This is a genomic window from Mesorhizobium sp. ArgA1 (assembly GCF_053714375.1).
In genome coordinates, this window is the sequence record NZ_JBSKBQ010000012.1 from 41214 (window position 1) to 67829 (window position 26616).

At 57.9% G+C, this 26616-nt stretch carries 33 protein-coding genes and 1 pseudogene; 14 read left to right on the top strand and 20 right to left on the bottom strand.

The window, feature by feature from the left end:
• Positions 1-132: 132 nt before the first annotated feature.
• The 3 genes from ACWGTI_RS22860 to ACWGTI_RS22870 all read right to left on the bottom strand — a co-directional run bounded on the left by ACWGTI_RS22860 (position 133) and on the right by ACWGTI_RS22870 (position 1638).
• Positions 133-546: a DUF768 domain-containing protein gene (locus ACWGTI_RS22860; protein ID WP_454589206.1), complete on the bottom strand. Its 414-nt coding sequence runs from the start codon at positions 544-546 to the stop codon at positions 133-135.
• Between the two features lie 55 nt (positions 547-601).
• Complete coding sequence (locus ACWGTI_RS22865; protein ID WP_454589207.1) at positions 602-1330, bottom strand: Crp/Fnr family transcriptional regulator; 729 nt, start codon at positions 1328-1330, stop codon at positions 602-604.
• A gap of 77 nt (positions 1331-1407) precedes the next feature.
• Positions 1408-1638 carry a DUF6894 family protein gene (locus ACWGTI_RS22870; RefSeq protein ID WP_454589208.1) on the bottom strand — a complete coding sequence of 77 codons (231 nt, stop codon included), beginning with the start codon at positions 1636-1638 and terminating at the stop codon, positions 1408-1410.
• A 279-nt stretch (positions 1639-1917) separates the two neighbouring features.
• Here ACWGTI_RS22870 and ACWGTI_RS22875 point away from each other — a divergent pair, with 279 nt between their 5' ends.
• Both ACWGTI_RS22875 and ACWGTI_RS22880 read left to right on the top strand, forming a co-directional pair.
• Entirely contained in the window at positions 1918-2112 is a 195-nt protein-coding gene (locus ACWGTI_RS22875) for a hypothetical protein (RefSeq protein WP_454589209.1), read from the top strand.
• Positions 2105-2323: a hypothetical protein gene (locus tag ACWGTI_RS22880; RefSeq protein WP_454589210.1), complete on the top strand. Its 219-nt coding sequence runs from the start codon at positions 2105-2107 to the stop codon at positions 2321-2323. The genes ACWGTI_RS22875 and ACWGTI_RS22880 overlap by 8 nt, the downstream gene beginning before the upstream one ends.
• A gap of 514 nt (positions 2324-2837) precedes the next feature.
• On the opposite strand, the gene ACWGTI_RS22885 is transcribed toward ACWGTI_RS22880, so the two are convergent.
• The 4 genes from ACWGTI_RS22885 to ACWGTI_RS22900 form a co-directional block, all read right to left on the bottom strand.
• Entirely contained in the window at positions 2838-3080 is a 243-nt protein-coding gene (locus tag ACWGTI_RS22885) for a DUF768 domain-containing protein (protein ID WP_454589211.1), read from the bottom strand.
• Positions 3081-3104: 24 nt separating this feature from the next.
• Positions 3105-3398 (bottom strand): hypothetical protein, encoded by a 294-nt coding sequence (locus tag ACWGTI_RS22890; protein ID WP_454589212.1) that lies wholly within the window; start codon positions 3396-3398, stop codon positions 3105-3107.
• Positions 3399-3620, bottom strand: coding sequence for a DUF768 domain-containing protein (locus ACWGTI_RS22895; protein WP_454589213.1), 222 nt, complete (start codon positions 3618-3620; stop codon positions 3399-3401).
• Positions 3621-5186: 1566 nt separating this feature from the next.
• Complete coding sequence (locus ACWGTI_RS22900) at positions 5187-5471, bottom strand: ATP-dependent DNA ligase (RefSeq protein ID WP_454589335.1); 285 nt, start codon at positions 5469-5471, stop codon at positions 5187-5189.
• Between the two features lie 869 nt (positions 5472-6340).
• Here ACWGTI_RS22900 and ACWGTI_RS22905 point away from each other — a divergent pair.
• The 4 genes from ACWGTI_RS22905 to ACWGTI_RS22920 all read left to right on the top strand — a co-directional run bounded on the left by ACWGTI_RS22905 (position 6341) and on the right by ACWGTI_RS22920 (position 8936).
• Positions 6341-6892 carry a hypothetical protein gene (locus ACWGTI_RS22905; protein ID WP_454589214.1) on the top strand — a complete coding sequence of 184 codons (552 nt, stop codon included), beginning with the start codon at positions 6341-6343 and terminating at the stop codon, positions 6890-6892.
• Between the two features lie 712 nt (positions 6893-7604).
• Positions 7605-8285 (top strand): outer membrane protein, encoded by a 681-nt coding sequence (locus ACWGTI_RS22910; protein WP_454589215.1) that lies wholly within the window; start codon positions 7605-7607, stop codon positions 8283-8285.
• Positions 8286-8529: 244 nt separating this feature from the next.
• Positions 8530-8778: a hypothetical protein gene (locus ACWGTI_RS22915; protein WP_454589216.1), complete on the top strand. Its 249-nt coding sequence runs from the start codon at positions 8530-8532 to the stop codon at positions 8776-8778.
• Positions 8775-8936, top strand: a complete 162-nt coding sequence (locus tag ACWGTI_RS22920) for a hypothetical protein (protein WP_454589217.1) — start codon at positions 8775-8777, stop codon at positions 8934-8936. Before ACWGTI_RS22915 ends, ACWGTI_RS22920 begins: the two co-directional genes overlap by 4 nt.
• 301 nt (positions 8937-9237) lie before the next feature.
• On the opposite strand, the gene ACWGTI_RS22925 is transcribed toward ACWGTI_RS22920, so the two are convergent.
• Positions 9238-9978, bottom strand: a complete 741-nt coding sequence (locus tag ACWGTI_RS22925; RefSeq protein WP_454589218.1) for a class I SAM-dependent methyltransferase — start codon at positions 9976-9978, stop codon at positions 9238-9240.
• Between the two features lie 48 nt (positions 9979-10026).
• Entirely contained in the window at positions 10027-10944 is a 918-nt protein-coding gene (locus ACWGTI_RS22930; RefSeq protein ID WP_454589219.1) for a ketopantoate reductase family protein, read from the bottom strand.
• Between the two features lie 569 nt (positions 10945-11513).
• Between ACWGTI_RS22930 and ACWGTI_RS22935 the strand changes: the two genes are divergently transcribed.
• Positions 11514-12032 carry a winged helix-turn-helix domain-containing protein gene (locus ACWGTI_RS22935; protein ID WP_454589220.1) on the top strand — a complete coding sequence of 173 codons (519 nt, stop codon included), beginning with the start codon at positions 11514-11516 and terminating at the stop codon, positions 12030-12032.
• Positions 12033-12109: 77 nt separating this feature from the next.
• Complete coding sequence (locus tag ACWGTI_RS22940; protein WP_454589221.1) at positions 12110-13036, top strand: hypothetical protein; 927 nt, start codon at positions 12110-12112, stop codon at positions 13034-13036.
• A 26-nt stretch (positions 13037-13062) separates the two neighbouring features.
• Here ACWGTI_RS22940 and ACWGTI_RS22945 read toward each other — a convergent pair whose 3' ends face one another.
• Both ACWGTI_RS22945 and ACWGTI_RS22950 read right to left on the bottom strand, forming a co-directional pair.
• Entirely contained in the window at positions 13063-13290 is a 228-nt protein-coding gene (locus ACWGTI_RS22945) for a hypothetical protein (RefSeq protein ID WP_454589222.1), read from the bottom strand.
• Positions 13291-13770: 480 nt separating this feature from the next.
• Positions 13771-14079, bottom strand: a complete 309-nt coding sequence (locus tag ACWGTI_RS22950) for a Crp/Fnr family transcriptional regulator (RefSeq protein ID WP_454589336.1) — start codon at positions 14077-14079, stop codon at positions 13771-13773.
• 65 nt (positions 14080-14144) lie between these two features.
• Here ACWGTI_RS22950 and ACWGTI_RS22955 point away from each other — a divergent pair, with 65 nt between their 5' ends.
• A complete protein-coding gene (locus ACWGTI_RS22955; RefSeq protein WP_454589223.1) occupies positions 14145-14885 on the top strand; it encodes a DUF1236 domain-containing protein in 741 nt (246 codons plus the stop codon).
• A 1220-nt stretch (positions 14886-16105) separates the two neighbouring features.
• Here the strand turns inward: ACWGTI_RS22955 and ACWGTI_RS22960 are convergent.
• Positions 16106-16465: an ArsR/SmtB family transcription factor gene (locus ACWGTI_RS22960; protein WP_454589224.1), complete on the bottom strand. Its 360-nt coding sequence runs from the start codon at positions 16463-16465 to the stop codon at positions 16106-16108.
• 453 nt (positions 16466-16918) lie between these two features.
• Here ACWGTI_RS22960 and ACWGTI_RS22965 point away from each other — a divergent pair, with 453 nt between their 5' ends.
• On the top strand, positions 16919-17107 hold the full coding sequence (locus ACWGTI_RS22965; protein ID WP_454589225.1) for a DUF3606 domain-containing protein: 189 nt from the start codon (positions 16919-16921) through the stop codon (positions 17105-17107).
• A 4-nt stretch (positions 17108-17111) separates the two neighbouring features.
• Positions 17112-17330, top strand: coding sequence for a hypothetical protein (locus tag ACWGTI_RS22970; RefSeq protein WP_454589226.1), 219 nt, complete (start codon positions 17112-17114; stop codon positions 17328-17330).
• 1058 nt (positions 17331-18388) lie between these two features.
• Here ACWGTI_RS22970 and ACWGTI_RS22975 read toward each other — a convergent pair.
• The 4 genes from ACWGTI_RS22975 to ACWGTI_RS22990 all read right to left on the bottom strand — a co-directional run bounded on the left by ACWGTI_RS22975 (position 18389) and on the right by ACWGTI_RS22990 (position 20812).
• Entirely contained in the window at positions 18389-18865 is a 477-nt protein-coding gene (locus ACWGTI_RS22975; RefSeq protein WP_454589227.1) for a YciE/YciF ferroxidase family protein, read from the bottom strand.
• Positions 18866-19531: 666 nt separating this feature from the next.
• On the bottom strand, positions 19532-19783 hold the full coding sequence (locus tag ACWGTI_RS22980; RefSeq protein WP_025583718.1) for a GlsB/YeaQ/YmgE family stress response membrane protein: 252 nt from the start codon (positions 19781-19783) through the stop codon (positions 19532-19534).
• 128 nt (positions 19784-19911) lie between these two features.
• Positions 19912-20391: a DUF4112 domain-containing protein gene (locus tag ACWGTI_RS22985; protein ID WP_454589228.1), complete on the bottom strand. Its 480-nt coding sequence runs from the start codon at positions 20389-20391 to the stop codon at positions 19912-19914.
• The gene (locus tag ACWGTI_RS22990; protein WP_454589229.1) at positions 20318-20812 is read right to left on the bottom strand and encodes a YidB family protein; all 495 of its coding nucleotides are present in this window, start codon (positions 20810-20812) and stop codon (positions 20318-20320) included. Before ACWGTI_RS22990 ends, ACWGTI_RS22985 begins: the two co-directional genes overlap by 74 nt.
• Before the next feature lie 343 nt (positions 20813-21155).
• On the opposite strand from ACWGTI_RS22990, the gene ACWGTI_RS22995 reads away from it, so the two are divergent.
• Positions 21156-21719: a hypothetical protein gene (locus ACWGTI_RS22995; RefSeq protein WP_454589230.1), complete on the top strand. Its 564-nt coding sequence runs from the start codon at positions 21156-21158 to the stop codon at positions 21717-21719.
• A gap of 81 nt (positions 21720-21800) precedes the next feature.
• Positions 21801-22037 (top strand): hypothetical protein, encoded by a 237-nt coding sequence (locus ACWGTI_RS23000; protein ID WP_454589231.1) that lies wholly within the window; start codon positions 21801-21803, stop codon positions 22035-22037.
• 166 nt (positions 22038-22203) lie between these two features.
• Here the strand turns inward: ACWGTI_RS23000 and ACWGTI_RS23005 are convergent.
• From ACWGTI_RS23005 to ACWGTI_RS23015, 3 genes and pseudogenes are all read right to left on the bottom strand, one after another.
• A pseudogene (locus ACWGTI_RS23005) lies at positions 22204-22640 on the bottom strand (class I SAM-dependent methyltransferase); the annotation flags it as partial.
• 40 nt (positions 22641-22680) lie between these two features.
• Positions 22681-22905 (bottom strand): DUF768 domain-containing protein, encoded by a 225-nt coding sequence (locus ACWGTI_RS23010; RefSeq protein ID WP_454589232.1) that lies wholly within the window; start codon positions 22903-22905, stop codon positions 22681-22683.
• A 231-nt stretch (positions 22906-23136) separates the two neighbouring features.
• Positions 23137-23772, bottom strand: a complete 636-nt coding sequence (locus tag ACWGTI_RS23015; protein WP_454589337.1) for a hypothetical protein — start codon at positions 23770-23772, stop codon at positions 23137-23139.
• 109 nt (positions 23773-23881) lie between these two features.
• On the opposite strand from ACWGTI_RS23015, the gene ACWGTI_RS23020 reads away from it, so the two are divergent.
• On the top strand, positions 23882-24160 hold the full coding sequence (locus tag ACWGTI_RS23020; RefSeq protein WP_454589233.1) for a hypothetical protein: 279 nt from the start codon (positions 23882-23884) through the stop codon (positions 24158-24160).
• 120 nt (positions 24161-24280) lie between these two features.
• Here the strand turns inward: ACWGTI_RS23020 and ACWGTI_RS23025 are convergent, their stop codons facing one another.
• On the bottom strand, positions 24281-25144 hold the full coding sequence (locus ACWGTI_RS23025; protein ID WP_454589234.1) for an ATP-dependent DNA ligase: 864 nt from the start codon (positions 25142-25144) through the stop codon (positions 24281-24283).
• Between the last annotated feature and the right edge of the window lie 1472 nt (positions 25145-26616).

The window sequence follows — 26616 nt, forward strand, 5'->3', positions numbered from 1 at the left end:
CCAAAACCGGCGACAGCTGGGCGGGCTGCGCTCTAGTTCCATCGAAGCTACCTATGCGCGCGCCCGTGCGACCCTTTCACGCCATTCCTTCCCGATCGCGACGGCCAGGAGCGAACGCAGGTTTGGCTGCGCTTAGGGATCCTTCCCCAGTCGGCCTTCAAGTTCTTTCATAAAATGGGCTTCGTTCAGCAGCGATTCCCAATCGGTGCCAATACGCTCGATCAGATTGCTGGCCTGCTCCTTGGAGATGTTTGCTTCCTGGGATAGCCGACCGGCCATGATGTCAAAAACGGCGAGTTCGGGTTCGGGCAAACTGCCATCCCGGTGAAGCATCGCCTCGAAGATAACCGCATAGACGCTGTCGACTTCGCCGTTGATCTCGGCGGCATCGATGCCCTCACGCTTGGCGGCCTCGAACATTTCGTCGGCGAGGTCGCTCACAGCGACAGGATCGTCCGTCATTACGTTCGGCAGGTGCTCAGCCATCCATCGGTCAAAGAAGTTGATCCCGCGTGTGCTCATCTGCTCATAAGCGAACAGCCCCAACTAGGTTCCTTTCGCCTTTTGAATTGAGGGGACTTTCATAGGTGTGGACCGGCGGCTAGTCGTCGCCTCCGGCAGGCACGCGAATGTGCAAATAGCTCGGGTCGAACCCGGCGTAAGCTTTCAACCGGCCTACGTGCGGGATCACAATCTTGTTGTCCCGCAGGGTGACGAGGTTTTGTTTCCGAAGCTCCGCCAAACTCCGGTTAACGTGAACAAATGACAATCCCATTGTGTCCGCCAGTTCAACCTGTGTAACGGGCAGATCGAAATGGCCGTCGTCTGTCAGCCCGACCGCCTCTAAGCGAGCGTGGAGTTCGCAGAAGAGATGGGCAAGACCCTGGGCCGCCGGCCTTTGACCCATGTTCAGCAACCACTCCCGCAGGGTGGCCTCATCGACCAGCGAGCACCACCAGAAGGCCCGCGCCAGAGCCGGTCGCGTCTCCGTCAGTTCCGCAACTGTCTCGGTGGGAAGGGTCGCAACCACGCACGGCGTAAGTGTTGCGATGCTATGGTCCATGCGCCGCAGAACGGCGACATGCAGGTCGCAAAAGTCCCCTGGAATTAAGTACCCAAACAGCTGACGCTTGCCCTCGAACGTGACCTTGTAGCGCGCAGCAAAGCCTTCGAGGATGACGTGAACGCGGTCAGGATTATCGCCTTCTCGAATAATGTCGGTGTCGGTGCCAACTTCATAAGACAATTTGGTGACTGTCTCCAGCCACGCCCTGTCGGCGTCAGTCAGCGGCCCGAAGCCCATCAACTTGCGGACGAATGCGTTGGTCATTGCCGATGTCCCTACGCCAAAGTTTAGCGCTCACGCTGCGCTCTGGCAAATCAGGGGACGATGATGCGTTCGAGCTGCTACAAGCCGTGTCGGTCGACCGAGTAGCGGACACTAAAGACCACGGTTTCGGTTTCGTCGGTGACGACCATCTGCCAGGCCTCGCCGGCCCACGTCTGCTGGCCCGTGCTTAGCATCTCTCCGGAAGAGCGGATGGCTTCATTTCGCATGGCATTCAAGTCGACCAGTTCTACACCCACTTCATCGACAAGGGCCTTGCCGTTTAAAACATGGAAGAAATAACGTGACATTCTCAGCTCCTCGACATTGGCGGGAGCACACTTTGTCTCGCTGTCTCGGCGGGCCTCGAAGAGTTGCCGATGATTGCCCATAGGCGCACGTTTTTTGAGCGGTGGCCACAACATATGTGAGGCGGCGGGCGAATGCGCGTTAATTTAGCATCCCCCTAACATATGATCACGACCTGCACTGACATTGAGGATAGGACTCGATGGTCGTCCGCATCCATCGAGGCAAACGGACGCTTGAAAGTCAACTCAGGTGCTTTCGCCGTACCAGGGAGGAAGCAAATGGTTGAGTTTCAGCCGGATACCGGCTGCCCCGATTCCGTCGAGATTACAGAAAACCTAGGCGAGTGGTTCGTCCGTGTTGTGCGTAATGGCAAGGCGCATGTCAGCACGTTCGAAATCGAGTCCTATGCACGCGCGTTCGCAGAGGGTCAGCGATTGGGCTTGGGCCTGCCGAAGGAGAGCCGCGGTGGGTGACTTCAGCTATAACCAAAAGCCCCGCCACTCCAGCATTCCAGGTGAGATGCCCTACGAAGTCGCTGCCTTTGCCGAAAAGTACGGACTGACAGAGAGGGCTGCCGAGGTTCTTCTTTTTGTCAATGGACCGTCGAGGGTTGCTTGCGACGCTGCCGCCAACGCATTCCTGCAGGCGCTGGAGATGCGGAATAGACATTGGCGGCTGGACTAGCAATGCAGAGCTCTGGTCGAGAGCTATGTGTCGCCGAAGGGAAAACGGCTGGTCGACAGGCCGTCATGAGAGGGACTACTCAACATTGTCTGCCCTGCTGACTTTCCGCATGAGCCGCTTGTCTACCCAGTCCTGAATTGGTCGGTCGGGGTTGCGAGTACGCCAAGCAGCGGGCGCAGCCGGATTTGAACCTACATGGAGCGCCAAATGTGTGAGCGACGGGAACGTCTTCTTGACCCCGTCGATTGTCACAGTAACCGGAATTAAAACCCCGCTCGGCATCCTTACCCCCCGCGCTGCTAACCAAATCCCGCCTCCAAGGTGGGCCGAGACGGCCCTCCTAAGAAGGCGTGAGAAGGCGATAGGTTCCGTCGGGGAAATAGGCCCCACCAGCGCGCGTTTCCGCCGCCTCTGTTCCCGGAGCGCCGTTCGCGTCCTAGCGCGTCCGCGGCGTCCCGCGCTTACCCATCCCCAAGACCTCTTGGGACGTCGGCTTTTTCTCAGCCTCTCAACGCTAATGCTTCGTCGGCAATAGATGGTGTCGTCGCATTAGGATAGCGTGAAGACGCCGGTATGCCTCGGTAATCTCTACGTCAGTAATGCCCTCAGCCTCGGCCTCGCTCACGAGGTGCTTCGCCAGTTCATTGATCTCCGCCTGGCTATAGCTTTCGCCGTCGAGCAAGCTTTGTGCCTCCATCCAAAGGTGCAAAAATCTGGTTGCTCGCTCGCTCATTCCGGCATGCCCGCATGTGCTCATGGAGAACTAAGCTCGCTCGCGAAACTAGGTTCCTTTCGCCTTCGAATAGAGGCTCTTGCCCATGCCAGAGACCCTGTCGGCGTCTGGCGCATAGATCATGCCGACCTTCTTTGATCCGCACTTGTCGCACCGCAGTTTTGGCATGATGTCGTCTGCCATTGCGGGGGCATCCGGGCCCAGCTGGTCGCGCAGCATCTCGAGATCAAGCGTTTTGGAGTGGTTGCATGCGTGGCAGTACGCTGTGACCTTCATCTTGGCGTCGATCAGCGTTTGATAGGTCCAGCCTTTTCCCATTTCGTCGGTATAGAGCAAGGCCACTCAGTCCGCCAAGCCGGCAACGTGGTGCACGATCGCATCGAGGATGGATTGGTAGACGCTGCTGACCTCTTCCTCGATTTCGACGCTGCTGATGCCGGCCGCCTTTGCGTCAGCGAACAATTGAGCCGTGAGTCCGCCGACAGAAATGACGTCGGCGCCGGCCGTCTCCGGTATCTTGCTGGAGATCCATTTATCGAGGAAGTTGATGCCGCGCGTGCTCATGGAAGTTTAAGCTCGGCCGCTGGACTAAGGTTCCTTCGCCCTTCTGATTTTGGGATGATTAACGGAGATGGCGCTAATGGTGAATGGCTGCAGCCAATGACGTTCAATACCGCCAGATTTGTCAGTTCTGCGGCATTTGCGGTGGCACAAGTCAACGTATGGCGTCGTCGGTTCCTTATCAGAGCGAATGCGGCTTGGGGCTGGCTTCCCGTGTTCGCCGAGCGACCTAATGTATTGATAAAGCGATTTCATATCGCTCTCCTCCATCGCTCGAAGATTGACCGAAGCATCTATCCGAAGATTGGTCGCATAGGTCGTACCCCAAGGACCGCGCCAGCCGACCGAGCTGCCCATCAAAGCCTTTTCAGGATCAATCTTGCCTTCTGTTTCGCTGTAGCCTTCGGTATGGCAATCGTGACACCCGCAGGATGGATACCTTCAACCCTCGTTCGACCGAGACTTCGCCTTGAGCGTAGGCTGCAATTGGCATCGTGAGGCCGGCTGATAGGAAAAACAGACTCGTGACGCGCATTCTTCCCTCGCATGCGTTCCGCTAAGCATATGGGAGTTCGGCGCGTCGTGTAGCCGCAGATATCGCCTAGCTGCCGCGTTCATCCAGTGGAACGGCACAGGCCGGTGACGCCACTAGGGCCATGACTTACGCGATCACGCCATTAGGCTAACGCGACCCGCAGTTCACAATACCAATACAAGCGGCCGATTCCTTAGGGATGTAGCCGCTCCCATCAGAGGTCCGTCGCGTGGGGGCACGCGGCGGACTGCTGGTGGCGGGCGCCGCTGGGGTGATATGGTGGGGCGGGCTTGTCCGTCATTGGCTGCCTTGCGCGATAGGTGTTCGACGTGGTGCGGCTTGTTGCTTGCTGGCGTGCTTCGTGCGCCGCCGCCGGCTATCGTGTACGATTTTCTCATACCAAATGGTATTAGCGCCGTGGCTAATAAAGGTAGATGATGAGCGGCCGGAAGGGACTCCGGCATGGCCCGGCTGCCGTGTGCCCCAACAGCAACCCCGCTCGCTCGGCAGTCGGGCCGCCTGCCTACCTCGCCGATTTGTCGGCGATGATATTGTGAGGCAACAAAGGGAGAGGGCTATGAGGAAGCATCTGTGGTCGGCCTTGGCGTTGGCACTATCGGGAATACTCTTGAACACCATGGTAGCCGAGGCAAAAGCTTTTAAGAGTTTTCAAGGCAAAGAGTGCAGACCTGATTACAAACGGCTTTGCCCAATGACGCCAATCGGCAAATGTGATCTTCAAAGCATGATCGATCAGCTATCCCCGGCGTGCAAAGCGTTCGTTGAGAAGCACAAATAGGGGTCAATCCTCATCGCGAAAATCCTGCAGCGAAGCGTGGCGCAAATCCTCCTCGCCGCGCAAGTGCTTTACAACCCGATGAGCCCCGGCTTGACCCATTGCGTTGCCGGCCGCTTCATGCCCTTCGGAGCGGCCCCGGCGTGGTCCTGGAGGCGCTGCCTGAGCCGTTCGCGCATCTCCCGGTTCAATGTGATGAAGGCTGATCCGACATAGCGCCCTGTGCCTCGCTCTGCCATCAGGGCGAACGCCGGCTTGCCCTGTTCGAGCACTTTGCCTTTAGCCAGTTAGTTGAGTTTCCGCTTCGATATTTGCTGTCCTTGCGCTTCGAAACCATGCCCTCAAGGCCGGCTTGGTCGATCAGGTGAAAGATGGCCTTGGCCTCGCCGGGGAATGCCTGGGAAAATTGAATGCGGATGTCTGGCGGGATCAACTCGGCAAGGATCTCGCTCGGGTCCTCCAGTGCCATGTCGGGCAAGTCGTGACCATTAAGATGCGATAAGTCGGAGGCGACAAAGTGCAGATCGTGCTGCGGCGCGTGATGGCTTTGCGTAGCTCACCAAAATCGGAAATGCCGGCATCGTTGAGAACGATGATCTCGCCATCGATGATTGCGCTCTCGATGTCGAGGCCGGAGAGCGATTGTCGCGACGGTCGAGCGGCTGAGCTTTGAGGCGCCCGTGAAGCCGCCCGAGGCTCGCGCAAAATTATCTGGAGGGTGGCCCAAAGAAGCCTGCCGCTCCATTCACGGCAGCGGCAGGCGCAGTTGGCCCGGGGCGTTGGAAACCCGGCGCAGATCCAACCTTTAGAGTGCGCAGCCTGTTCCGCGCTTCAGACCTTTGCGCCATCGTCTACGACCTTTGCCATTGCCAGCGCCCCCCGCCGAGGAAAGTTACATACCCTACCATTCACCTAATTCCGGCGGTCGGTGCCGGTTCCTGGCGGCTGACATCAAGAAAAACCCGCCGGCGATACCGACGGGCCATCTCCCTCAAACCTGCGCCTCGTTCCCGGATGGCCCGCCAAAGATATCCAGGCACCCCACAGCAAGACAGCTTGTACAACAGGCTTGATTGAGTCCGCTGTAGCCGAGCTGCCTCGTCAGGTCGGCTGGGGACCATCCCCGCGAACCCCAACGGCAGGACTAGGTCTGACCAAGACATAGGACCCCCCGCGATTGTTCCTGCGCCGATCCGTCGCGCGCTTATCGCCTATCGGCGCGTGGTCGCGCCGCACCACTTGGCAGGACGTCGTTGGCTGGGTGCCCGACTCCATCAATCTCGGGGGCAGACTGCAGCGCGGCCTCTATACTGGCCCACGTTTCTGTCCGCTTGATCATCCTAAGCAAATCTGGGTGAAGGCCGTCGCCGCGAACTGCGGCAATTTCATGCAATGACCGTAGGAGTTTCATGGACTGGAGCCAACTATGAGAATGAACTTCTCAAGATAACGATGCTTTTGAAGCCATGTTCCGAGCCAGATGGAAAACAGGTCCGATGGCTTTCCCTTTGCGCGCTATTCTTTCCAAAAATCCGGCAGCGAAGCGCGGCGCAAATCCTCCTCGCCGCGCAAGTGCTTAACACGCCCAATGAGACGCGGCCTCACCCACTGCGTTGCTGGCCTCTTCATGCCCTTCGGAGCGGCTCCGAGCGGACGAAAGCCGCGCTCGCCTCACGCAAGGCCAACGGCGTGAAGCTTGGCAACCCATCGAACGCAGCCGAAGCAGCTGCCAAAGGGCGCGAGGCCGCAGCCGAGCAAGCCGATCGCTTCGCACTGACCGTTTTGCCGATCATCCGCTCGATCCAGCGCTCCGGCGTCACCAGTATGCGCGGCTTGGCCATCGTCTTGAACAATCGAGGGGTTCGCACGGCTCGGAACGGGCAATGGCAAGTTTCCAACGTGCGTAATCTACTTGCTCGGCAAGCACCGCTTCTTGAGGACTGAGCGGTTTTAATAGGCGGGAAGATAGATTCAGAACGGTACCGCGAGCGCTGGCGATATCACCTGTAGCGGATGGTGTGGCGCAGGTCATGAAATCGGATCCGGGGCAGGGATGTTTTGCCCAGAACACGCGCCCATTCGTGGGATACGCGCAAACGTACGAAACGGCCCTGCGGCGGATTATCGGACGAAACAGTCTCTAATTTTAGCAAACTGCGAAACAAAGCCTTCCCGTTGGCGTTTGAGGATCATAGGGGCGCTGGAGATGGACGCGTGGATTCGGCAACTGCAGCCCTGATGGTTTTGCTCTCGTGTAGTGGTGGCACCACTTCCATTTGCAAACCCATCGACGTATCGCCGGCCATGTTTGCGTCGCTAGACGAATGTCGAGCGTCTTTAGCCGAAAGGCTCGCCGACGCTCCCGATGGGCAGGTAATTGGCAGGTGTCGCCCTATTGATCCGACCGTCACAGGATCACTGCCGCAGGGATACACGACTGTTGTCGTGACGCGCGGCATGGGACCGTGGTGTCGGGTATATCGTTCCTCACAAAGAATAAGGCCCGGAAGGCCGAAGCCGCCGGGCCAATTATTATCGTGTTGCATCATTGCATCTATGTGGGGAAAGAGCGCCCTTCTTCCCTTCGAATTCCATTCCGTTAGGGAATTCGTCTGATACATAGGATTTGAATTGGATATCCACGCGGGGGCACGCAATGAGATACATTTTGGCAGTAGCGTTTCTGGGCGCCACTCTTACGTCGGCTATGGCAGCTGATGTTGTGAATGAGCTTCCGGTCGCTTCCACATATGACTGGACCGGTGCCTATATCGGCGGCCAGATTGGGTACGCTTGGGGCAAGGACCGGATCCGGGACGAAAACCTCATTGATGGCTCTTCGGATTATTCGGACAGCTTCAAGGTTCGCGGCGTCACCGGAGGTGTTTTTGCCGGCTACAACATGCAATGGGGTAACATTGTCGGCGGCATCGAAGGTGATATCGAGGCCTCAGGAGTTGTCGGCCACAATCCAGACTGGCCGTTCGGCACCGATGACAACACACATATCGACGCCCAGGGCTCGTTGCGTGGGCGCTTGGGCTATGCCTTTGACAATTGGCTGCCCTACGTCACTGGTGGTCTGGCCCTCGGGGATATTCGCACAAAGTTCGAAGATGGGGCAGCAACGGATTCCAAGTCGACAGTCAAGGCTGGCTGGACCCTAGGGGCAGGCGTCGCTTACGCTTTCAATAAGAATTGGGTCGGTCAGGTCGAATATCGTTACACAGATTTCGGCAAGGTTACGACTGTCACCAACAACACTGACTCGGGTTGGGAAGAGCACGAGCGCGTCAAGACCAACGAGGTCAGGATCGGGATCGCCTACAAGTTCTGATTTGCAGCCAGCAAACAGACCCCTTCGCCAGGCCGCAAGACAATGTAGCTCGCCACCGTGAGGCAGCGGGCCAGCAAGTCGCAAACGATAGATTCGTGCTCCCTAGTGTTCCCTTACGCCGCAGCACCGCCCTTGCCATCCGTGCTTGCCTCCTGATGGCCGCGCTTGGCACCTACTTGCTGTTGCGCTAAAGCATTGTAAAGCCTCAAATTCGCGCATTATTTATTGCGCCAGGAGAGATGCCATGCGCTTTTTGCTGATCACTTTTGCCAGTCTGTCGCTTTCGAGCGCCTTTGCCTTTGATGGTGGCGCCGCGATAAAGGACTATGACCATGCCCGCCCGGCCTGCCGTCAGGGCGAGATGAACGGTCAGCCGATCAGTGAGACGGAGAGCGCCAAGCAGTACGATATCCTTGCAAAGCTTGGCAAAGAGCTTTCCGATAACGGCTATTGCTGGAACGCAACAGAACAGGAATGGGCTGTCTGCAAGTGAAGGAGATCGACTACGATCCCAAGACAAAAGTTGCTGCGGCTGGTGTTGGTCTCGTTGAGATTGTGGTTTTAGTCGCTGGTCTCGGGCTTATCGGCTATCTCAAAGCCAATTATGCCCATGATGTCGGCGGCTGGATTTTCTCACTGTTTGGCAGATGATAGCGACAGCGCTTCCATCCCGCCTACCCCGGCAACAGCCAGCGCTCTCGCCAAAGCCTGCCGTTTCGATTCCGCGAGCAACTGCACAGCGTTCTTGATCACCGGAAGCGTCTTGGCATCCCCGCCGTGGGCGATTAAGTCGACTAGCTGGTCCGCACTCTCTCGGGAGAGGTATTCAGCGGTCTTTTTCGCCCCATATCCCGCGATCATTGCCGGAATACCAATGCCGGCGCCCCCCACCTACCCACCCCAAAAACCTAGGGACGCCGGCTTTTTCAGATTCAATAACGACAGCAGGAGCTCAGTTCCCGAACCGGAACACCCGGCCCATTCTGTTCGGCATCATGAAAATCTCCTCTGCCTGAGAGAAGCCGGCTTCCCTGCCCAAGCCGAGCCATCTGTCGACCGTCTCCGGGAAATCCGCGAGAAGCATGTGCCTTTGCATCGAAGCGAACTCTCCATCTGAAACGGCCGACCATTCGTCGCGCAGCAGCGAAAACCGCGCCAGCCAGGACGCGCGATCCTCTCCTCCGAACAGCGCCGGCTCCCAAATGACGAAAAGGCCCGTCCGACCTAAGGCCCTGCGGGCGTCCCACATCAGCTGTGCCTTGCCTGCAGCCGGAAGGTGGTGCAGGGACATGCCGATCCAGATCACATCGACCGGCTCGGACCATTTCGCCATCGCCTGGGCGAAATCGCTGCAACGCAGTTCGACTGGACAGGGCAGACTGTCTAGCTCCCGAGCCGCCAGTCGCAGGGAAGCCTGCGACAAATCAATGCCGACATAATTGCCGATTGCCATCGTTCTCAGCATCGCGGCCGAGGCGCGGGCGTCCCCACAGGCAATGTCGAGAAACCGGAATGACGCCGGCGCCTGCTTGACAAGCAGATCGCGAAGCAGGCCGTAGACCTCGCGATGGAACATGAGGTTCGCTCCGACTATCCTGCGATAGGTCTCAAGTTCCTTGTTGAACATGTCTTGAGAGCCGGTGACGTCGTCGCCTGACGTGACCATCACTCTGTCGTTTGAGGAACTTGCCATGACGTCCTCCTAGTGAATGCGGATGTGACCTGCTACATGTTTGGAATTCTAGCTTCGCACCCCCAGTGCATGCAGATGCAGCGCACGAAACACTGCCGTGTGACCCGGCGTGGCGACACCCAACTCTTTTCCCAATTGATGAATGCGCCCGGAAAGCCACGCGACCTCGATGGGTTTTCCTCTTTCAAGGTCATTAGCCATCGAGGATTTCACATGCGGGGGAAACGCGGACCATCTGGTCACGACGCGGCCCAGGAACCCCTCGGCCATTGGGTGGCCGGCCGCTGCGGCTACCGCCATCCCCTCATCCCGCAACTGCTCTATGAAAATGCGTGCCTCCGGATCGGCCAGGATCGGACCGATGCCCGAGCGCATGAGCGATGTTCCTCCCGAGAAGGCGGCAAGTGTTACAAACTTCTCCCACAGCACTTCATCGATGTCGGCAACCGGTTTCAGCTCAAGACCGACGGCACGATCACACAGTTCCCGCAATTCTTCGATGACAGGATCATGTTGGCCACCAACCAGGATGTGCGGGAGCCCGCCGGAATGAATGACCTCGCCGGGCTTGTTGATGAAACCGGAAAGGTAGGTGGCGCCACCGATCACGCGGTCGCCCTGCACGTGGCGACGAAGAATTTCGACGCTGTCGATGCCGTTTTGCAGGGTAACGATGCGCGTGTCGTCGGCTATGAGCGGCCTGATAGACGCAGCGGCATCCTCGCTGTCGTAGAGCTTGACTGCGAAGATGACCAGATCGACGGGTCCTATATCGCCCGCCGCTTTGCTGGCGGACACAGGCGTAAGAACAAAGCTGCCGAGATCACTCTGGATCCTCAGGCCCGTCTGTAGCATTGCCGCAAGGTGCGCTCCGCGAGCAATGAAGCTCACGTCGCCCCCTGCCTGGGCTAGCCTGGCGCCAATGTATCCGCCAATGCCGCCCGCTCCCATCATTACGATGCGCATGTCGTCCCCCTCGACGTCAGCGGCAAACCTTCGGCCGCTCATCTTGAACGCAAACCCCAGCCTGGCCAACATAGGAGTTCGCAGACGAGCGTCCACGCCCACGCGACCTCTATGGGCTTTCCTTTTCCAAGTTGTTGGCCGCGTTACGAACTTCTCGCATCTCAGCCGCCCAAGCATCTCGCCTTAGGCATAGGCTCTCGTCTGGGCACCGGTCTCCTTGGCAATGCGCGCGTCAATTCGTGAACGAAAGCCAGTTGCGTTAATATTTGCAACGATCCTCTGGCGAGCCCACCAGCAGCCGAGCCAAGCCGAAGCTGCAATTTCTGATGCTCGACGTAGTCCGCCATGTAGCGATCTAGAGCTAGACGAAATTCTAATTGTCGACCTCCCTTTAATAGCTCGCAGTCATGGACATCGACTGCTGCATCGACATCAGGTGCTCGTTCGTACGTGATCGACGACATTTGTCGGTTCCTTGTGGTGAAGCTACCTTGTGTCTAGGGATTTCAAATGTCCCCAAGGCTTCCGGAAAAGTTCCGAAATGTCCCGAAAGGACATAAGGTCCTCACATGCTTGGGCCGCGCGTTGCCTTTGGGTCGTTTGTGCTGAACTCGGAAAGCGGTACGCTTCTTCGAAGCGGAGTTCCGGTGCCGGTCGGTTACCGAGCGCTGCTCCTTCTGGCGAAATTGACTGACAGGCCCGGTCAAGTTCTCACCAAGGCCGAATTGATCGACGCTGCCTGGCCGGGAGTCGCTGTCGAAGAGAGCAATCTGTCCGTTCAGATCGCTTCACTGAGAAGATTGTTGGGTGCGATGTCCGATGGAACGGACTGGATCGCGACAGTTGCCCGCGTTGGTTACCGCTTCACTGGCGCCGTCGAAAAACTCGATCAGCCTGCAATGGCAGCACCTCCTTCTGAACCGGGGCCATCGGTCGCGGTGCTACCCTTCGCAAATCTTAGTGAGGATCCTGAGCAACAGTACTTTGCCGACGGGCTGGCTGAGGACATTATCACGCGGCTTGGGCGGTTGCGCTGGCTGTTTGTACCCGCTCGCAACTGGGCAAAGCTTTTGACGTCAAGCAGGTAGGGCAAGAGCTCGGCGTCCGCTACGTGCTAGATGGAAGCGTTCGCCGATCTGGGCAGCGTCTTAGAATTGGCGCCGAAGTGAGCGACACATCGAGTGGGCATCAGGTGTGGGCCGAGCGCTACGATGTTGAGGTCTCCGATTTCCTGACTCTCCAAGACCAAATCGCCGACAGCGTCATCGGGGCAATCGAGCCAAGATTGTATGCAGCGGAATACGACCGCTTTCAGAGCCGCTCGCCCAGCAATCTTGACGCCTGGGGCTTCGTCATGAGAGCCATGCCTCACGTTTGGACGTGGGGACCGGCGGCGGACATCGATGCCGCAGAGGCGTTGCTTTTACACGCCACTGAGATCGAGCCTGACTATCCCCGTGCCAACAGCCTGCTCGCCTGCATGCGCGCGGCTCGAGCCCTGCTTGGAATTGTAGATCCGACGGCCAACCTTGCCGCTGCCCAAGAGATGGCCGAACGTGCAATCCAGCAGGATCCGATAGATCCCTGGACGCACTTTGCGGCGGGCTTTTCCTACATGGTGGCGCGCCGTTTTGATCACGCAGTCGAAGCCTTAAGCGAGGCAATCAGCCTGAACCCGAGCCTTGCAATCGCTCACACCATACTCGGATCGACCTACGGGTATGGAGGCCTTCCCACAGATGGCCTGCACCATCTTGCGATCGCGGAGAGACTGAGCCCCCGCGACTTCACCCAGGCCGCGAACCTGTCGATCAAAGGCATGTGCCATTTCATCGTCGGAGATTTCGCCGAGGCTGTTAGGTTCGAGAGCCGGGCTGTGAGGCTTCGTCCTCATTTCGGAACGGCTTGGCGCACCCTCGCTGCGTCTGCCGGGGCATTCGGCGACAAGACGACAGCTGTTCGTGCTCTCAGCGAAGCGAAACGGCTTCAACCATCCCTTTCCGTGGATTGGGTAGAGAAGTATTACCCGATGGTGCGGCCAGAGCACCGGGCCCTCTATATCGAGGGACTGCGTGTAGCGGGGCTCAGTTGAAATGGGCGGGTGCGGCTGAAGCTGATTCAGAAGGGTAGATGGGCCGTAGTGATCTGAGCGATCGCAAACGGCTTGGTGATGATGACGCTTTCTGGAACGCCTTCGGCGCCCCAATGGATGGCACTGTCCCCGCTGATATAGATCGCAGGCATCATCGCGTGGGCTTGCCGCACGTGGCGGGCAACTTCCCATCCGGACTTGCTGTCACCTAACCGGATGTCCGAAATTAGCCTTGAATGATCCTGGTTCGGCATCTCCGAGCAACGTCAGTTGGCACCAGATCCGGAGCGTTTAAGCGCCCCGAAAGCGCTGAAAGTCAAATGGTGCCGCTGTGTTGAAGTGGCATTTTGGACACTCATATGCAGGGCCGCGTCCATCCCCCTGGCCAAATTCGCGGCGCTATTATCCTCGACGTCCTGAGACGTAAGAAGTAAGGCCGCCAGCGCTCAGCAATTCGGTGGCCAGCCAAAAGCCGACCGCCATGACGGCGAGAACCACGAAGGCGACAGCTAAGACCCTCACGCTTGGCCCCTGGTCACTTAGAACAACTTCTTCGCGGGTGAGCACGCCAGAGCACACAAAGCGAAGGTCAGGACGGTTACATTCTGCTCATTAATATAGATGATATCAAATGAATGTTTCCCTAGCCCCTGTCGGCAACCACGCTCACTCAATGAATTCCCCGGCTGTCAGCGCGCTGGAGCTCTGCTGCGTGTAATTCGAACGGACCGGAGCTAGTCGTTGCCTCCGGCAGGCACGCGAATGTGCAAATAGCTTGGGTCGAACCCGGCGTAAGCTTTCAACCGGCCTACGTGAGGGATCACAATCTTGTTGTCCCGCAGGGTGGCGAGGTTTTGTTTCCGAAGCTCCGCCAAACTCCGGTTAACGTGAACAAAAGACAATCCCATTGTGTCCGCCAGTTCAACCTGTGTAACGGGCAGATCGAAATGGCCGTCGTCTGTCAGCCCGACCGCCTGCAAGCGAGCGTGGAGTTCGCAGAAGAGATGGGCAAGACCTTGGGCCCAAGCGTTTTGTGGACAGATTTCGGAACTATGCGTTCCGGCTCGGGTTACCCCAGCGAAGGGACCTGACTTCGAGGAGCAATTCCATGAAACAACTGCTTATTACGAGCATGATCGCGCTGGGCGTCGGCTGCGGCGCGGCGATAGCCCAGACCGAGACCGTACAGCCGAGCGGCGGCGACAATTGCGCGGTCGGTACGGCCGATTGTCAGAATGGTGGCAAGGCCGCCGGGCAGGCGCCGGGCAAGGCTAAGCAGCAAACCGAGCAGAAGGCCCAGGGCAAAGCTGGCACCGAGGTGCAGGCTCAAGGTAAGGCCAAGGTGAAGACCGACGAACAGGCCCAGGGCAAGGCTGGCGCGACGCTAAACCAAAACGCTGATGACAACACGGCGCCGAAGAAGAAGCAGCAGGTTCAGGGCACGGCCGGTGCCACCACCGATCAGAACGCTCAGGGCGAAACCAAGGTGCAAACCGATCAGCAGGCTCAGGGCAAAGCTGGAAGCAGCACCGAGCAGAGCGCCGAGGGCAAGGCTAAGATCCGCACCGACCAGGATAAGACGGCTTCGATCACCAATGTGACGGTCGAGCAGAGGACGCAGGTTACGCAGATCATCCACGAGACCAAGGTCGAGCCGGTGCGCGATGTCAGCTTCGACATCTCGGTCGGTATTGAGGTGCCGCGGCACAAGGTGCGCCTGCACCGCCTGCCGGCCCGCATCGTCAAGATCGTACCCGCCTACGAAACCTACGAGTATTTCGTGCTCGCCGATGGGCGCATCGTGATCGTCGATCCCGATACCTACAAGATCGTGCTGATCCTCACTTGATCGGGAATAGTAGTGGAAAAGGCCCGTTATCCGGGCCTTTTCTCATTTGCTCCGGGAAAAAAGCCCGCCACGGCCAGCGGGCAAGGTCTCATGGAGATCCACTGGGTGGGCCAGTGCAGCAAACCAATTTCGCCGCATCCCAGGCATCCGGCAATTTGTCTTGGCCTACCCCGCGCCATTGGGAAGAGTACGAACGCGTCAAGACCAACGAGGTCAGAATCGGGATCGCCTACAAGTCTGATTTGCCCGTGGCGTTAGGTCAGCCAAGGACCATCCCAGCGAACACCACAGTGAACAGCAGTGATACCGGGACCGCTAGAAGACAGCACAACTCGATGGTTTTTGTATCTTGCCCCTTGTCCATCTTCACCGCCTCGCTTTGTTTTGTTCGCTGTCACTCTGACGCGAACGGGTGGCCCGACGGAAGCGGTTCCGCGCTGCTACTGCTAGAGATGCTGTCGGTGCTGTATATTAGCAACACCTTGACCACCCCCAACGCAAAAAAAGCCCGCCACCCTCAGGGCGAAGGTGACGGGCTCCTGCGATGCGTACAAAGAGCCGGCCGGCGTGGGGCCAGCGGGCAAAGTCTCATGGAGGCGCACTGGAGGAGTGGGCCAGTGCAACAAACCAATTTCGGAGGCGTAGGGATGTTCCAGGCATCCGGCAATTTGTCTTGGCCGCGCGGGCCGGCTATGCAGACGGAACTGACACGCTCACTCACAGCCGGCGGGTCAATTAGCGCGAGCTTTATTAGTTTCGGAAGATTTTAACGAATCATTGACCGCGCTGTCCCAGAATGAGACGGCGCGGTCAAAGTGCCCACGAGGCTGCGCAGGCGGCTCCGGCAAACCAACCCCCCGCCGCAATGTCGGAGCCGCTCCCACCATTTGTTATACCAGCAATGGTTGAACCAACGGTTACGACACGGGCTTTCCGATGCGTTAGCCCGGTCGTTACGATTGTGCAGAGTTTACAGTTTCCGAGGCTTAGGCTCGTTCTTTGCCCCAAGAGAAGTATCAGCAGCACGGTTCGCATCGACTCGTGCTCGCGGCTATCAACCTCCACAGTCCAATCGTTATTGCGCTTGTGCCATACGAAATCGCAGCCGCGCAAAGCCTCCCGAAACGTCTCCGGGTCAATGCCCGCCGCGTTCGCCATTTCTGCGGCGTTAGTCAGTTCTGCCATGTAAACGACGGCTCCGCTGGAAGTAGGTCGGGTTGTCAGGCCACACGCAATTTGCGCAGTCGTTCGGCGACGTAATGCCGTCCCGGCCCCTTGAGCGGCCTTCCTGACAACAAGAACCCGTCCAGCATGGAAAGCAGGTCGCGCACCGCGTTGGAAGAACAGAAATAGAAGACGGCCTTACCGTCGCGACGGGCATCGACAAGACCGAAAGCGCGGAGCTTGGCGAGATGCTGCGACAGAGCCGATTGGCTGAGTTGGACTTGCTTGGCAAGAACGCCGACAGGAACTTCGCCAGCGGCGAGATGGTTCATGATCAAAAGGCGTTTCTCATTACCCATTAATTCCAGGAATTCCGCGACGTACCCGGCGTTGGCAGCAAGTCCTTTCGAAATCACCAGGTCAATGTCCTTTCCAAAGTCCGCAAAAAAGCCCGCTGAGCATGGAGTTTCTCTGCAGGCTTTTCGGGGAACGCCGGAGGATTTGTGATCCGCGCCCCAGACCTCAATGCCGCGTCATTGATGAGGTTCCGTGTGGAATCAGAAAAGCCCGCTGCCGGACCTTGAGGGGTTAAACGGCAGCGGGCTCCGATGGTCCACGAGGCCGATCTACAGTGGGCAAGAAAGCCGTTCAGTCCACCGCAAGACGCCAGCTACGCTGACGCATAACGTGTTCCAACCGCGAACAAAAAAGCCCGCCGGGAGAGGGCAGAGTTCGGAGATGCGCTGAATGCGCCAGTGCAACAAGCAATCAGCGAGAATTAGAGGCAGAGCTCCGAAGCGGCAAATTACTGCGCCGTGCAACAATTTCCCCATGACCACGTTCCCGCTAATCGCAGTGGAGGAATGACTATGGCCGACGACAAGAGCAAGACTGACAACCGGGACCGCAGCCAGGTTTCTGGCGACCAGGAATATGAGGTGGGCTACTTCGCCAGCAAATTTGGTCTCTCGATCCCTGAGGTTCGAGAGCTGATCGCCAGGCACGGCAATGACCGCGACACGCTTGAGGCCGAGGCTAAGCGACTGGGCAATCGATAACAGCATGACACGATATCAAGTCGAGGAACTGCGGGGCGACCAGGTGCTCAGCACTAACGAGATCGATGCACAGGACGCTCTGTCGGCGGTTGAGGAAGTTACCGGCAGGGTCATCTCACCGAGAGCGCTGCAAGAGCATTGGTTCAGGGTTGTCGATGAAGGCCAAGGCACGGTGCACGAGTTCAGCATTGAGGAACGCACGCCCGAGGAATTCGTGAAATAGCAATGGGAAAACATCAGACCAGCAACGACCCATGGTCGGAAAGTTGCCCCTATGAGGTTGAAGCGTTCATGGAAAAGCACAACCTCTCAAAGGGTGCAGCCGAGGTGATTTTGAGGGCCAACGGCCCGTCCCGCCACCGGTGCGACCATTCGGCAAAAGCCTTCAACGCAGTTAGGCAAATTCGCGACTCCAAGCCGTGGGCGCCGAGCATAAGGGGCTGAATCCGATGACGAAGCTGTCGGACCTCGGACCGCCCATCCCAGGCAAACTCCATGGGCCTGCCAAGCCCAACGCACACAATCACTTCTACCAGTGTACGGTTTGCGGCCAGCAAGTTGACTTGCGCGACTTTCGGCAGGTGATGTGGCACGAAAAGCTAGATCATACCGCATTGGAGTTAGATTCCGTTGTGCGAAAGTGATCTATCCGCATGAAGTTCCGGGAAGAAAAACCCCGCTGGCCGGGAGCCAGCGGGGAGATGCTGGGTGATGAACCCAAGGACCACTCGGAGGGATCGAAGCGGCCAGAATAGGAACCTCGACCTCATCGTGTTGTTCCCAGCATAAACAAAAAAGCCGCCGGTGTGAGCCAGCCGACAGAAACAAGGAGCGGGCCCGCGACCAAGGCAGGACGCGGGCCCGGCCAAGTCTTGCGGACCTTGGCCAGCAGCAGTGCTGCCGCGTAGACAACCTATGGCCTTATATGCTGTTCCGCTAATACAAAGAAAAACCCGCCACCGTAATTCGGCAGCGGGCAATTGGGCTGAAGTGGCTGGAACGAGCCAGCAGGAGTCAACGAGCGGTGACGAAAGCCCGGCGAGTCTGAAGATGTCGTCAGGCTTTTTCGAGATCGTCGGAGGTGAATACCCGCGCTCCAAGCGCGACAGATTCCGCACAATCCTTTATCACCGCGTCTTCCTGAGACGTGGCCGCTCAGGCGCGTTGGTGTTGGCTGCAGATTTCATGGTCTTCATGCCGCCATCCGTGAACAATGGAGCATCTTGCGGCATCATCATCGAGCGCGGGTATGTGGGACCCACATTCGAAGGATCGGGGGGATCAATTTGTCCTGTTAATCGACGTAACCGCAAGATTCGTTAGCTTGTTGTTGGTGGCTTTTTCCTGGTCGAGAATCTCGCTGAGCAACTTGTGCGCGTCATCATGCCCGAGATCCTTTGCCCATTCCCGCAGCGAGCCGTACCGGGATATCTCATAATGCTCGACTGCCTGACAGGCTGCCAGGAGGCCGGAATCGAGGGCCGTTCCTGACGCTTCCTCCATCAGTCCGTCGGCTTCCTTGATGAGGCCCTCTATCGCGTCGCACTTCTCGCCAGACGCCTTCTTGCCTATCGACTTGAACACCTGTTCGAGCTTCTTGATCTGTCCCTTCGTCTCCTCAAGGTGGTCCTCTGCTGCTTTCTTTAGTTTGGCGTCCTTCGCAGCCGCGGCCACCTTGGGCAAGGCCTTTGTAATCGCGTTCTCGGCGTAATACATGTCTTGGAGGGTGTGCTCGAAAATGTCGGCTAGAGTTTTCATTACAATGCTCCTTGCCCGAATTGGCTTCGGATGAAAGAGCGGGCGAGGCGAAAGGTTCCGTGCCGTTTCACGTGGGCACGAGACATCTGCCCGGAAGTGGCGCTGGCTCGGAGTTACATTTAGCGCGTGGTCAGCGGCGGCGAAGACCCGGTCGAGCATGCCACCGCAAGCAGCACGACAACTCCAGCACTTTGCTCCGGGCGAAATGTGACGCCCTGTCTTGCTGTTAAAGCATTGTAGACCACAACGTCCAGATCGGACCCGCTGCCGTGTCGAACGGAATAAGCGCGAGTGATTTCCGCACCAAGAAGAAAAATTTCCGCCGGGTAACAACAGGATGACGAGCAGCCCACTGGCAGCTCCATATCAGGACGCGATCGCGCTGGGAGCCGATATACCAACCAATAAGCGAATTCCGGAGGGTGAACGGGGCAGCGGTCACAACCGCGCCAATCCCGACATCCCGCCATTCCACGCTTCGATTAGGCAAATCTTGGATAGCGGCGAAGATGGCTGCGATCAGGCAAACGAAAACGACCGCGTTGATTACGCCCAGGATGATTGCGCGACCTCAATCCGAAGGACTAAGCGCTTTCAGAGAGCCGTGAAAAGGCGCGTGATCCCAGGATCACACGCTTAAATCAGGACGCGGCAAGACCGATTGGGTTACCGTCTAATCATTCGGGCCACGGCAATCAAAATACATGCACCGATGAAGCCGGCGACAAGATAGCCAAGCCAGCCGGCCAATGATACGCCCAGCAGCCCGAGAAGGACGTTGGCGACGATGGCGCCGACGATCCCCAAAATGATGTTCATGAGCACGCCCATATTGCTTTTCATGAACATCTCTGCGAGCCAGCCGGCGATACCACCGATGACGATTGCCGCTATCCAACCAACACCTGGATTTTCCATGTTTTCCCCTTCTCCTTGAACCGAAATTGGTTCGGCGGGAAAACGTGCGATAAACCAATAAAGTTCCTCGGGTGATTACTGAGCTGCAATCAGGCAGTTCGCGTCGCCCGGCCCTGCCAACTTCCGCTTTACCGTTGGAGGTGGCGGCGAAGCAGCCTGATGTTGCGGTTGTTGGCCTTAAAATACACATCGAAGATTGAGCCCAGAATAGGGACGCTACCTACAACCGTATCAAGCAATACGTTCCCTAACATTCTGGCGACCAAGGTCTTGCCAGCACCGCAGCTTCGAGCTCGCAATACGATGTAAACCGAAACGATGCCTGTCGCCGCATCTCCGAGTACGGGCACCAGACCGACGAGGGCATCCAATCCGAAACGAATTGATGTTCCCGGAACGCGCCAACGGGAATCGAGCAAGGCGGCCAACAAATCCAATTCGGCAACTACGCTTGCTGCCTTGGCACCGTGAAAGCCCTGCCCAGTTGTCCCAACTTTACGCGTCCGCAGGTCTCCCCGAGGTATGGCCGTCACTCTAGACATTGTTTCGCCCGGCCGATTTGGCTTGCGTCTTACTCGGGGGCAGTTCGTCGAGCAGGGTTGTCTCATCGGATCTTTGCGTAGGCCCGGGTGGCAGTGCACCGTTTGGCGTCATCTTGTTGACTGCCTCGGGCAAATCCCTGGTGATCCTGCTGATGAGTTCCTCGCGCGAAAGGCCGGTCTGCATCGAGAGTGACGTCAGCGTGTGATCGTCTATTGCCGCTTCTACGTCATTTGGCTCGATTGGCTCGTTAGGCCCACTGCCTACCCACGAGTCCACCTTTGATCCTGCCCCCGCACCTCGAAAGCGATCTAGGATATCGCCGAGCGCCGTCCCTGAGACCCCTTTGGAAAGCTGATCTACAATCCCGCCTTGCGGGCCGTTTGGATCGCGATCTCCCGCCCCACGGATCATTTCGCCGATTTTGTCTCTATTTTGGTAGGCCAGAACGCCAAGCATCGCGATCGCCAGTCTTCCCAGATTCGCCATTGGTGCCTCCACCGTCAAAAGAGGAGAAGGGCTTGACCTTAGAAAGGTTCCGCCAGCGACGACCTAATGCTTTTTGATCGCGATTTGGGTAACGCGTTGAGTATGCAGCGGCCATCGGAAACCTGTTAACCCACTTCATCCTGTCGCTGGTGGTGCACGCAAGGACCGCAGCACGCACTACTTGGCCATTTTCCAAACGCACCGCGCCGCAATTTCACTGTAGTTTCGGAAGCGGGACATTAGGGCGGTCATTCATGACCCTTTCGAAAGGGGCCGCACGATCCTCTGGAACCAAGACCCGCGAGTTCTGTTTTGACGGGGACAAAACCGAGGAGAACATTCGATGGCAGGCGCCGGGGAAGACGCTGATTTAATCGCCAGGCTCGCACATGAGCACGGCGTTTCCGACGACGCAGTCAGGGCTGTCCTTCAAGCCTTGCGCCGCGGCGGCGGAACCATGGCCCAGTTCAGCCATGCCGACTTCGGCGGAATGTCGCAATGGTCTTCCGGCATGACCATGGTCGGCGACATGTTCAACGACAGCCTTAAAGTAAAGCTCAACGCCATTGCGGGTGAACTGTCGAGGCACCTGCGCGAGCAACCCGCGGAGGACCGGGCCGATGAGCGCGCTGTCAGCTATCGCTCCGGGGCTTCTCGTCACGCCAGTTCATGGTGGCCCCAAGAGCTCGGTGATCCTTCATCTGTCGGATCTCAGAATGATATGCGCTACGCGGTGTTTCCCCTGAAACGTCGCCTTGTCATCGACGATCATGGCCGGACATACATATACGACACCGGCGACCACCAGATTTCCGGTGTGTCTCAAGCGCAGAGCACGGATTCCACGCTCACGTTCGTCAGCCAGCATGGCGTCGTGCGCGTTTCGGATCTCGCGCAAGCGAAATAAGCTCTGAGACGGCTCGTTCCTGAGATTGGACACATCGATGCAAACTGTTGCGATCGTCGATATCTCACAGCCCGATGTCCGATGGCCAGCTTTACGCCGCAGGCCTGGAAAATCATCAGAACGCTCGACCCTAAGAGTATTTTGGCGCCGATGAACGCACTGACTGTCTTCGGTTTTGCGCTGTGGCTGACCTTCGGCCTGATGAAAGATGAATCGCCCATCTTCATCCTGCAGAGGACCGTACTTCCAAAAGCCAAGAAAGAAGCCGTCGCAGGCGCTGTCGACCCGCCAAGGCGCTCCGGCGATACTACGAGTTGATCTCCATTGGTGGTGCTCGGTTTGGATAGGACCTGTGTTTTGACCGTTCGATATAGATTGGGATGTGAACTCTCGTATGAGGTGAAAGCGCCTACGGTGTTTATTTTCAACCTGGAGGTGGCGCGATTGCTGCGACACCACGACTTGGTCGAACGGCTGACCGTCGAAGGCCTTGCTCGACGAAGCTTTGCATCATCTCATTGGGTAGCACCATGGGCTGGAAGCAATACCAGCTCCGCAACGCCCTCGTGTGCTCATCGACAACCGCGAGCGTGTCCAACATCATCCGCATAACCGGCATGCCGCCGAGATGGTCCCAAACGGCGGCTGCGACGACGCCGCCTAGTCACCCTACGCATCTCACCAATCGCTCGCCCGGCCTCCGGAACGAAGTGCAATACCAGCAGTGCAAGTGATCGGTCGAAGTATCCTCGACGAACACCGGCGAGAATCGATTGTGGCAATCTCTCTCACGTTAGCAGACCGGGGCAGCAAGAAGGTTAGGCTGCCGGTGCCACAGCCTACGTCCAGGATGCGCTCCCCATCTGCCAGACCCGCGAAGTCAATAAACAGAGGAGCAAGCTGTTTGCTCCACCGGCCCATGAGCTGCTCGTTCTGTCGCTGGCGAGCACGGGAGTTGGTGTCAGTCCCCCAAGCCTGAGTTATGGTAGTGAACTATGGCATCGAGAACGGCCTCATAGATGCTGCCGTTGTCTTCCGCGATCTCTGCGGCGCTGATCCCCTGCTTTTCGGCATCTCGAAACAGTTCTTGGGTCGCGTTTGCCACTGAAATAATGTCAGACCCGGCCAAGGTCGGCACGTTTTCGATCAGCCATTGCTGCAAGAAGTCGGTGCCGCGTGTGCTCATTTCACATAAGCTCGCTGCATACATTAGGTTCCGCTACTTGACGCCAGCGCGGGCCGATCCAGAGTCTTGGGCATGGCTCGGGCATATCAAAGTAGGCGATGAGGTTGCTGTCACTGCCATTGGGCGCGCGCGGGTGACGTCCGATCGCATCAGCGTGACCATCCCTCCCACGCCTTCCCACATTCGGTTGTCGATATGGCAGTTAGCCGACACTTATCGCCGGGCCGATCATCAGCGTAGAAGCCCGGCTATGTCGAACTCATCCCAATCGCGTAGGTCAGAGCCTGTTTCCTCATCTCGGCTGCCGTCTGAATGGTCTGATCGACGGGCTCTCTTGAGGGCGCGCTTCATGGCCGCCTGCCCTGCAGCCCGCCGCCTGTTTTCGGCGGCCGTTGCAATGTCCTGCTCTCGCCACAGCGAGACCAGGTCACGGTCGAGCACATCCTCGATATGCCGTGGGTCGAACACGTGAAAGGTGATCTTCCTGGCGCGGCCTCGCAATTTTACCGTTCGTGTCCCAGCGCTTTCAAGGCGGCCATCCTTCAGCCAACGGTGCCGTTCGCCCGCCTTGATCGTCAAGATGTCCTCGGCCTCGCGGGGGATCACCGGCAGCTCCTCGATGTCTTGCATCGCATTCGATATGATCGCGCGCGCGTCGGAGACGTCAGCTTCAACGCCTTCCGGTACGCGCAAGGTCAGCACTCGGGATTCGATATTCAGCAACTTTCTCGCCGCCATCGGGAGGCGTGACCGCACCTCCAGGAAAATACCCCTCGCCCGCACCGAGGACCCTAGCGTGGCGCCGGGCGTCAGAGGCCACTCGCCGACCAGCTTCGCAGTTTCGTCGATTTTTCGCCGTTGAGGCATGGCCATCCCGAATTAAACAACTTTGCGTTTGCTAGAAACCTTTCCCAAAAACCGGCGTTGGGGGAGCACGGGTTGCCATAATGGCTGACCCTTTTGGGAGGAATTTGACATGAACCTTAAAAAACTGGTTTTCGCTACGATGGCCCTTGCAATGGTTTCGGGCTCCGCAGTCGCAGGAAGTACGTCTGCACTCGACGACCCGGCGAAGATGTCTCCCTTCTTCACGGATGCCGGCATGAAGACCATGAAGTCTGAAGCGGAAGCGAAAGCAGCTTGGGCGGCAATGTCCCAGGAAGACCGTGATGCCATTATGAAGGACTGCGCCGACGCAACTATCGCCAAGGCGCACGAAAATTTCTGCAAGGTGGCAATGATGATGGGGAAGTAGGCCTTTCAGGAAAAAAAGCTCGCTGACCCCGTCGGCGGGCTTTCTCGCCGAGAGGTGATTGGCATTCAGCGAGAGCGCATATGGCGCGCTCGCTGATCCATCCGGCTCGGGCAAGAGCCTTCAATCAGTTTCCCAAAAATCCAGCAGCCTCGCATGGCGAAGGCTCTCTTCGCCCTTCAAGGTCTTCACCCGACCGACAAGCCCTGGTTTCAGCCACTCGGCCTTGTCCTTCTTGTGACCTTTTGGCACTGGGCCGCCTACCTTGCCCTTTACGCGATCCCACAGAGCTTGCCGTTTGTCGGCCTTGAAGGCTACGAACGCCCCGCCCTTGTAGTGGCCGCTCTCGGCCATGATCACTTGCGCCGCTTTGCCGCGCTCGCGTTGCACCCCAATGATGTCCATCTGCTTTTCCTCGAAGCATTTGATTTTGCGCCAGGCGGTCGTTTTACCGCTTTGGTATGAACTGCCCTTGAGCTTCGAGACCATGCCTTCGAGCCCAGCCTTGTCGACCAGGTGATAAACAGCGTCACCAGTGCCGGGCATGGCTTCGCTGAACTGGATGCGCCCGCCGGTCGGAACCAGTTGTTGAAGGATCTCGCGGCGGTCTTCCAAAGGCATCCGGCGCAGATCATGGCCGTTGAGGAATAGCAGGTCAAACGAAACCAGATAGATGTTCGGCGACGGCCGGCGCAGGCCTATGATGGCTTGCAAGGCGTGGAAGTCGGAAAGGCCGGCCTTATCGATCATTATGGCTTCGCCTTCGAAGATGAAGCTTTGCGCGTCGATCGCCGCCGCCTCTTCGGCGAGATACCGATATCGGGCTGTCCAGTCGAAGCCGTTCTTCGTGTAGAACCGGATGCCGTCTTCGTCGCTGATGACCTGCGTGCGATAGCCGTCGAATTTGATTTCGTGGCTCCACCCGTCGGCTACCGGCGGCGCGTCGAATAGCTCAGGCTCCATCGGCGGAATAAACTTGAGACGCATACACCCATACCCGCAACCCGTGATTCAATTAGTTTTAGCTAAAATAGTTCCGAACCGGAACTCACGCTGGTTCCGGTAAGAGAAAAAGCCCGCTGACCGAAATCAACGGGCTAGTTGAGGGCATGGACGCACTGAATGGGCCAGTGCAATGACAGAATTTCGTCGATGCCGAGAGGTTCCAGACAACTGACAATTTTGTATTGCACGCCGGCTCGCACAGTGCGGGAATTGGCGTGCATGCATCAGACGACCACGTATTTAGGCAGCATTGTTAGCAAACTCGCCGGGTGAAGACCCCCACGACCTCAAACCCGGCGAGCCTAACCTGATCAGAGTATGCGATCAGGACCAGGATCAGCCGGCAAAGGTTTATCAGCAAGTTTGATGCCGCCACTTCTTTCCCGAATTGGCACGGGCACTGCTAACGTCCGGAGATCGAGCCAATACGCCGTTCGAAGCGGCTGCGCGAGCCAGTCGCCGACGCTCGACGGCCTACCGAGTCTTTTCGAAATCATCAGACCCATGTCTTGGCCAACATCAGATCAAGCATTACCCGCCGGATCGTATTGCTGCTCCATAAAAAGCCCGCCGCCGGACCTTGAGGGGTTAGACGGCGGCGGGCTCCGATCGTCCACGGAGGCCGATCCACAGTGGACAAGAAAGCCGTTCAGTCCACTGCACCCTTGCAAACATCAGCGTTTCATTCTGGTTCCCGGCTCGACGTAAAAACCGCCGGCCGAAGACGGCGGGGGCTCGTAAGTTGCGAGCCGCTCTATGATCGGCACGGCTTGGGAATGAGATGGCGCCAAGATTCATAGCAAAGCAGCTTTCTTGGCCGGCTGGGATCGGCGGCTGGCTCGTCCGCGCCGGGATGAACCGGGGCAATGCACGGCTGAACAGCTACGCTCTCGATCAGTTACAGTTGGTTCCTGAAAATCGAGTGCTGGAAGTCGGATTCGGTGGCGGCGCAGCAATGGACCGGATGGATATGCCAGTAGATAGCTCTTCACCCCACGTGAGCCGGACGAGATCATCGCTGCATTTGCATGGTGCGGGGTTCAGGTTTGAAATCCGAACTTGGAAACAGAATGGGTCGTCGCGAGGTTCCCGGGGGAGCATCAGCATCAGCCCCGCCGACTTAAGTCGGCGGGGCTAAGGTTGGGTGATGGAACGACCCAAGGACTGTTCGGAGGGACGAACCGTCATATTAGGAACCTCGACCTCATGGAGTTGTTCCCACGCATAAACAAAAAAGCCCGCCGGCGGGAGCCAGCGGGCCCTCAGACACCTACAGCCTCAAGGGACCGAGGAGGCGGAGGCGGGTCACCGATGCGCTAGGACTTGCTGTCGCAGTAGAGAGCCGGTCCGCTTTGTCAGTACAGGTTTTTGATATGTCTTCTTCGTTCGCAGTGCTCCTTCGCGTTAGTAGCGGGCTATTCGGGCTGGACCGGGTCGGCGCCCGATGGCGCAAT

Coding starts and splice junctions, on each gene's coding strand:
- ACWGTI_RS22865 (WP_454589207.1), bottom strand. CDS start 1,330: ATGACCAACGCATTCGTCCGCAAGTTGATGGGCTTCGGGCCGCTGACT.
- ACWGTI_RS22870 (WP_454589208.1), bottom strand. CDS start 1,638: ATGTCACGTTATTTCTTCCATGTTTTAAACGGCAAGGCCCTTGTCGAT.
- ACWGTI_RS22875 (WP_454589209.1), top strand. CDS start 1,918: ATGGTTGAGTTTCAGCCGGATACCGGCTGCCCCGATTCCGTCGAGATT.
- ACWGTI_RS22885 (WP_454589211.1), bottom strand. CDS start 3,080: ATGAGCACATGCGGGCATGCCGGAATGAGCGAGCGAGCAACCAGATTT.
- ACWGTI_RS22895 (WP_454589213.1), bottom strand. CDS start 3,620: ATGAGCACGCGCGGCATCAACTTCCTCGATAAATGGATCTCCAGCAAG.
- ACWGTI_RS22905 (WP_454589214.1), top strand. CDS start 6,341: ATGACCGTAGGAGTTTCATGGACTGGAGCCAACTATGAGAATGAACTT.
- ACWGTI_RS22910 (WP_454589215.1), top strand. CDS start 7,605: ATGAGATACATTTTGGCAGTAGCGTTTCTGGGCGCCACTCTTACGTCG.
- ACWGTI_RS22915 (WP_454589216.1), top strand. CDS start 8,530: ATGCGCTTTTTGCTGATCACTTTTGCCAGTCTGTCGCTTTCGAGCGCC.
- ACWGTI_RS22925 (WP_454589218.1), bottom strand. CDS start 9,978: ATGGCAAGTTCCTCAAACGACAGAGTGATGGTCACGTCAGGCGACGAC.
- ACWGTI_RS22930 (WP_454589219.1), bottom strand. CDS start 10,944: ATGCGCATCGTAATGATGGGAGCGGGCGGCATTGGCGGATACATTGGC.
- ACWGTI_RS22935 (WP_454589220.1), top strand. CDS start 11,514: ATGCTTGGGCCGCGCGTTGCCTTTGGGTCGTTTGTGCTGAACTCGGAA.
- ACWGTI_RS22945 (WP_454589222.1), bottom strand. CDS start 13,290: ATGCCGAACCAGGATCATTCAAGGCTAATTTCGGACATCCGGTTAGGT.
- ACWGTI_RS22955 (WP_454589223.1), top strand. CDS start 14,145: ATGAAACAACTGCTTATTACGAGCATGATCGCGCTGGGCGTCGGCTGC.
- ACWGTI_RS22965 (WP_454589225.1), top strand. CDS start 16,919: ATGGCCGACGACAAGAGCAAGACTGACAACCGGGACCGCAGCCAGGTT.
- ACWGTI_RS22970 (WP_454589226.1), top strand. CDS start 17,112: ATGACACGATATCAAGTCGAGGAACTGCGGGGCGACCAGGTGCTCAGC.
- ACWGTI_RS22975 (WP_454589227.1), bottom strand. CDS start 18,865: ATGAAAACTCTAGCCGACATTTTCGAGCACACCCTCCAAGACATGTAT.
- ACWGTI_RS22980 (WP_025583718.1), bottom strand. CDS start 19,783: ATGGAAAATCCAGGTGTTGGTTGGATAGCGGCAATCGTCATCGGTGGT.
- ACWGTI_RS22985 (WP_454589228.1), bottom strand. CDS start 20,391: ATGAGACAACCCTGCTCGACGAACTGCCCCCGAGTAAGACGCAAGCCA.
- ACWGTI_RS22990 (WP_454589229.1), bottom strand. CDS start 20,812: ATGGCGAATCTGGGAAGACTGGCGATCGCGATGCTTGGCGTTCTGGCC.
- ACWGTI_RS22995 (WP_454589230.1), top strand. CDS start 21,156: ATGGCAGGCGCCGGGGAAGACGCTGATTTAATCGCCAGGCTCGCACAT.
- ACWGTI_RS23000 (WP_454589231.1), top strand. CDS start 21,801: ATGGCCAGCTTTACGCCGCAGGCCTGGAAAATCATCAGAACGCTCGAC.
- ACWGTI_RS23010 (WP_454589232.1), bottom strand. CDS start 22,905: ATGAGCACACGCGGCACCGACTTCTTGCAGCAATGGCTGATCGAAAAC.
- ACWGTI_RS23015 (WP_454589337.1), bottom strand. CDS start 23,772: ATGCCTCAACGGCGAAAAATCGACGAAACTGCGAAGCTGGTCGGCGAG.
- ACWGTI_RS23020 (WP_454589233.1), top strand. CDS start 23,882: ATGAACCTTAAAAAACTGGTTTTCGCTACGATGGCCCTTGCAATGGTT.
- ACWGTI_RS23025 (WP_454589234.1), bottom strand. CDS start 25,144: ATGCGTCTCAAGTTTATTCCGCCGATGGAGCCTGAGCTATTCGACGCG.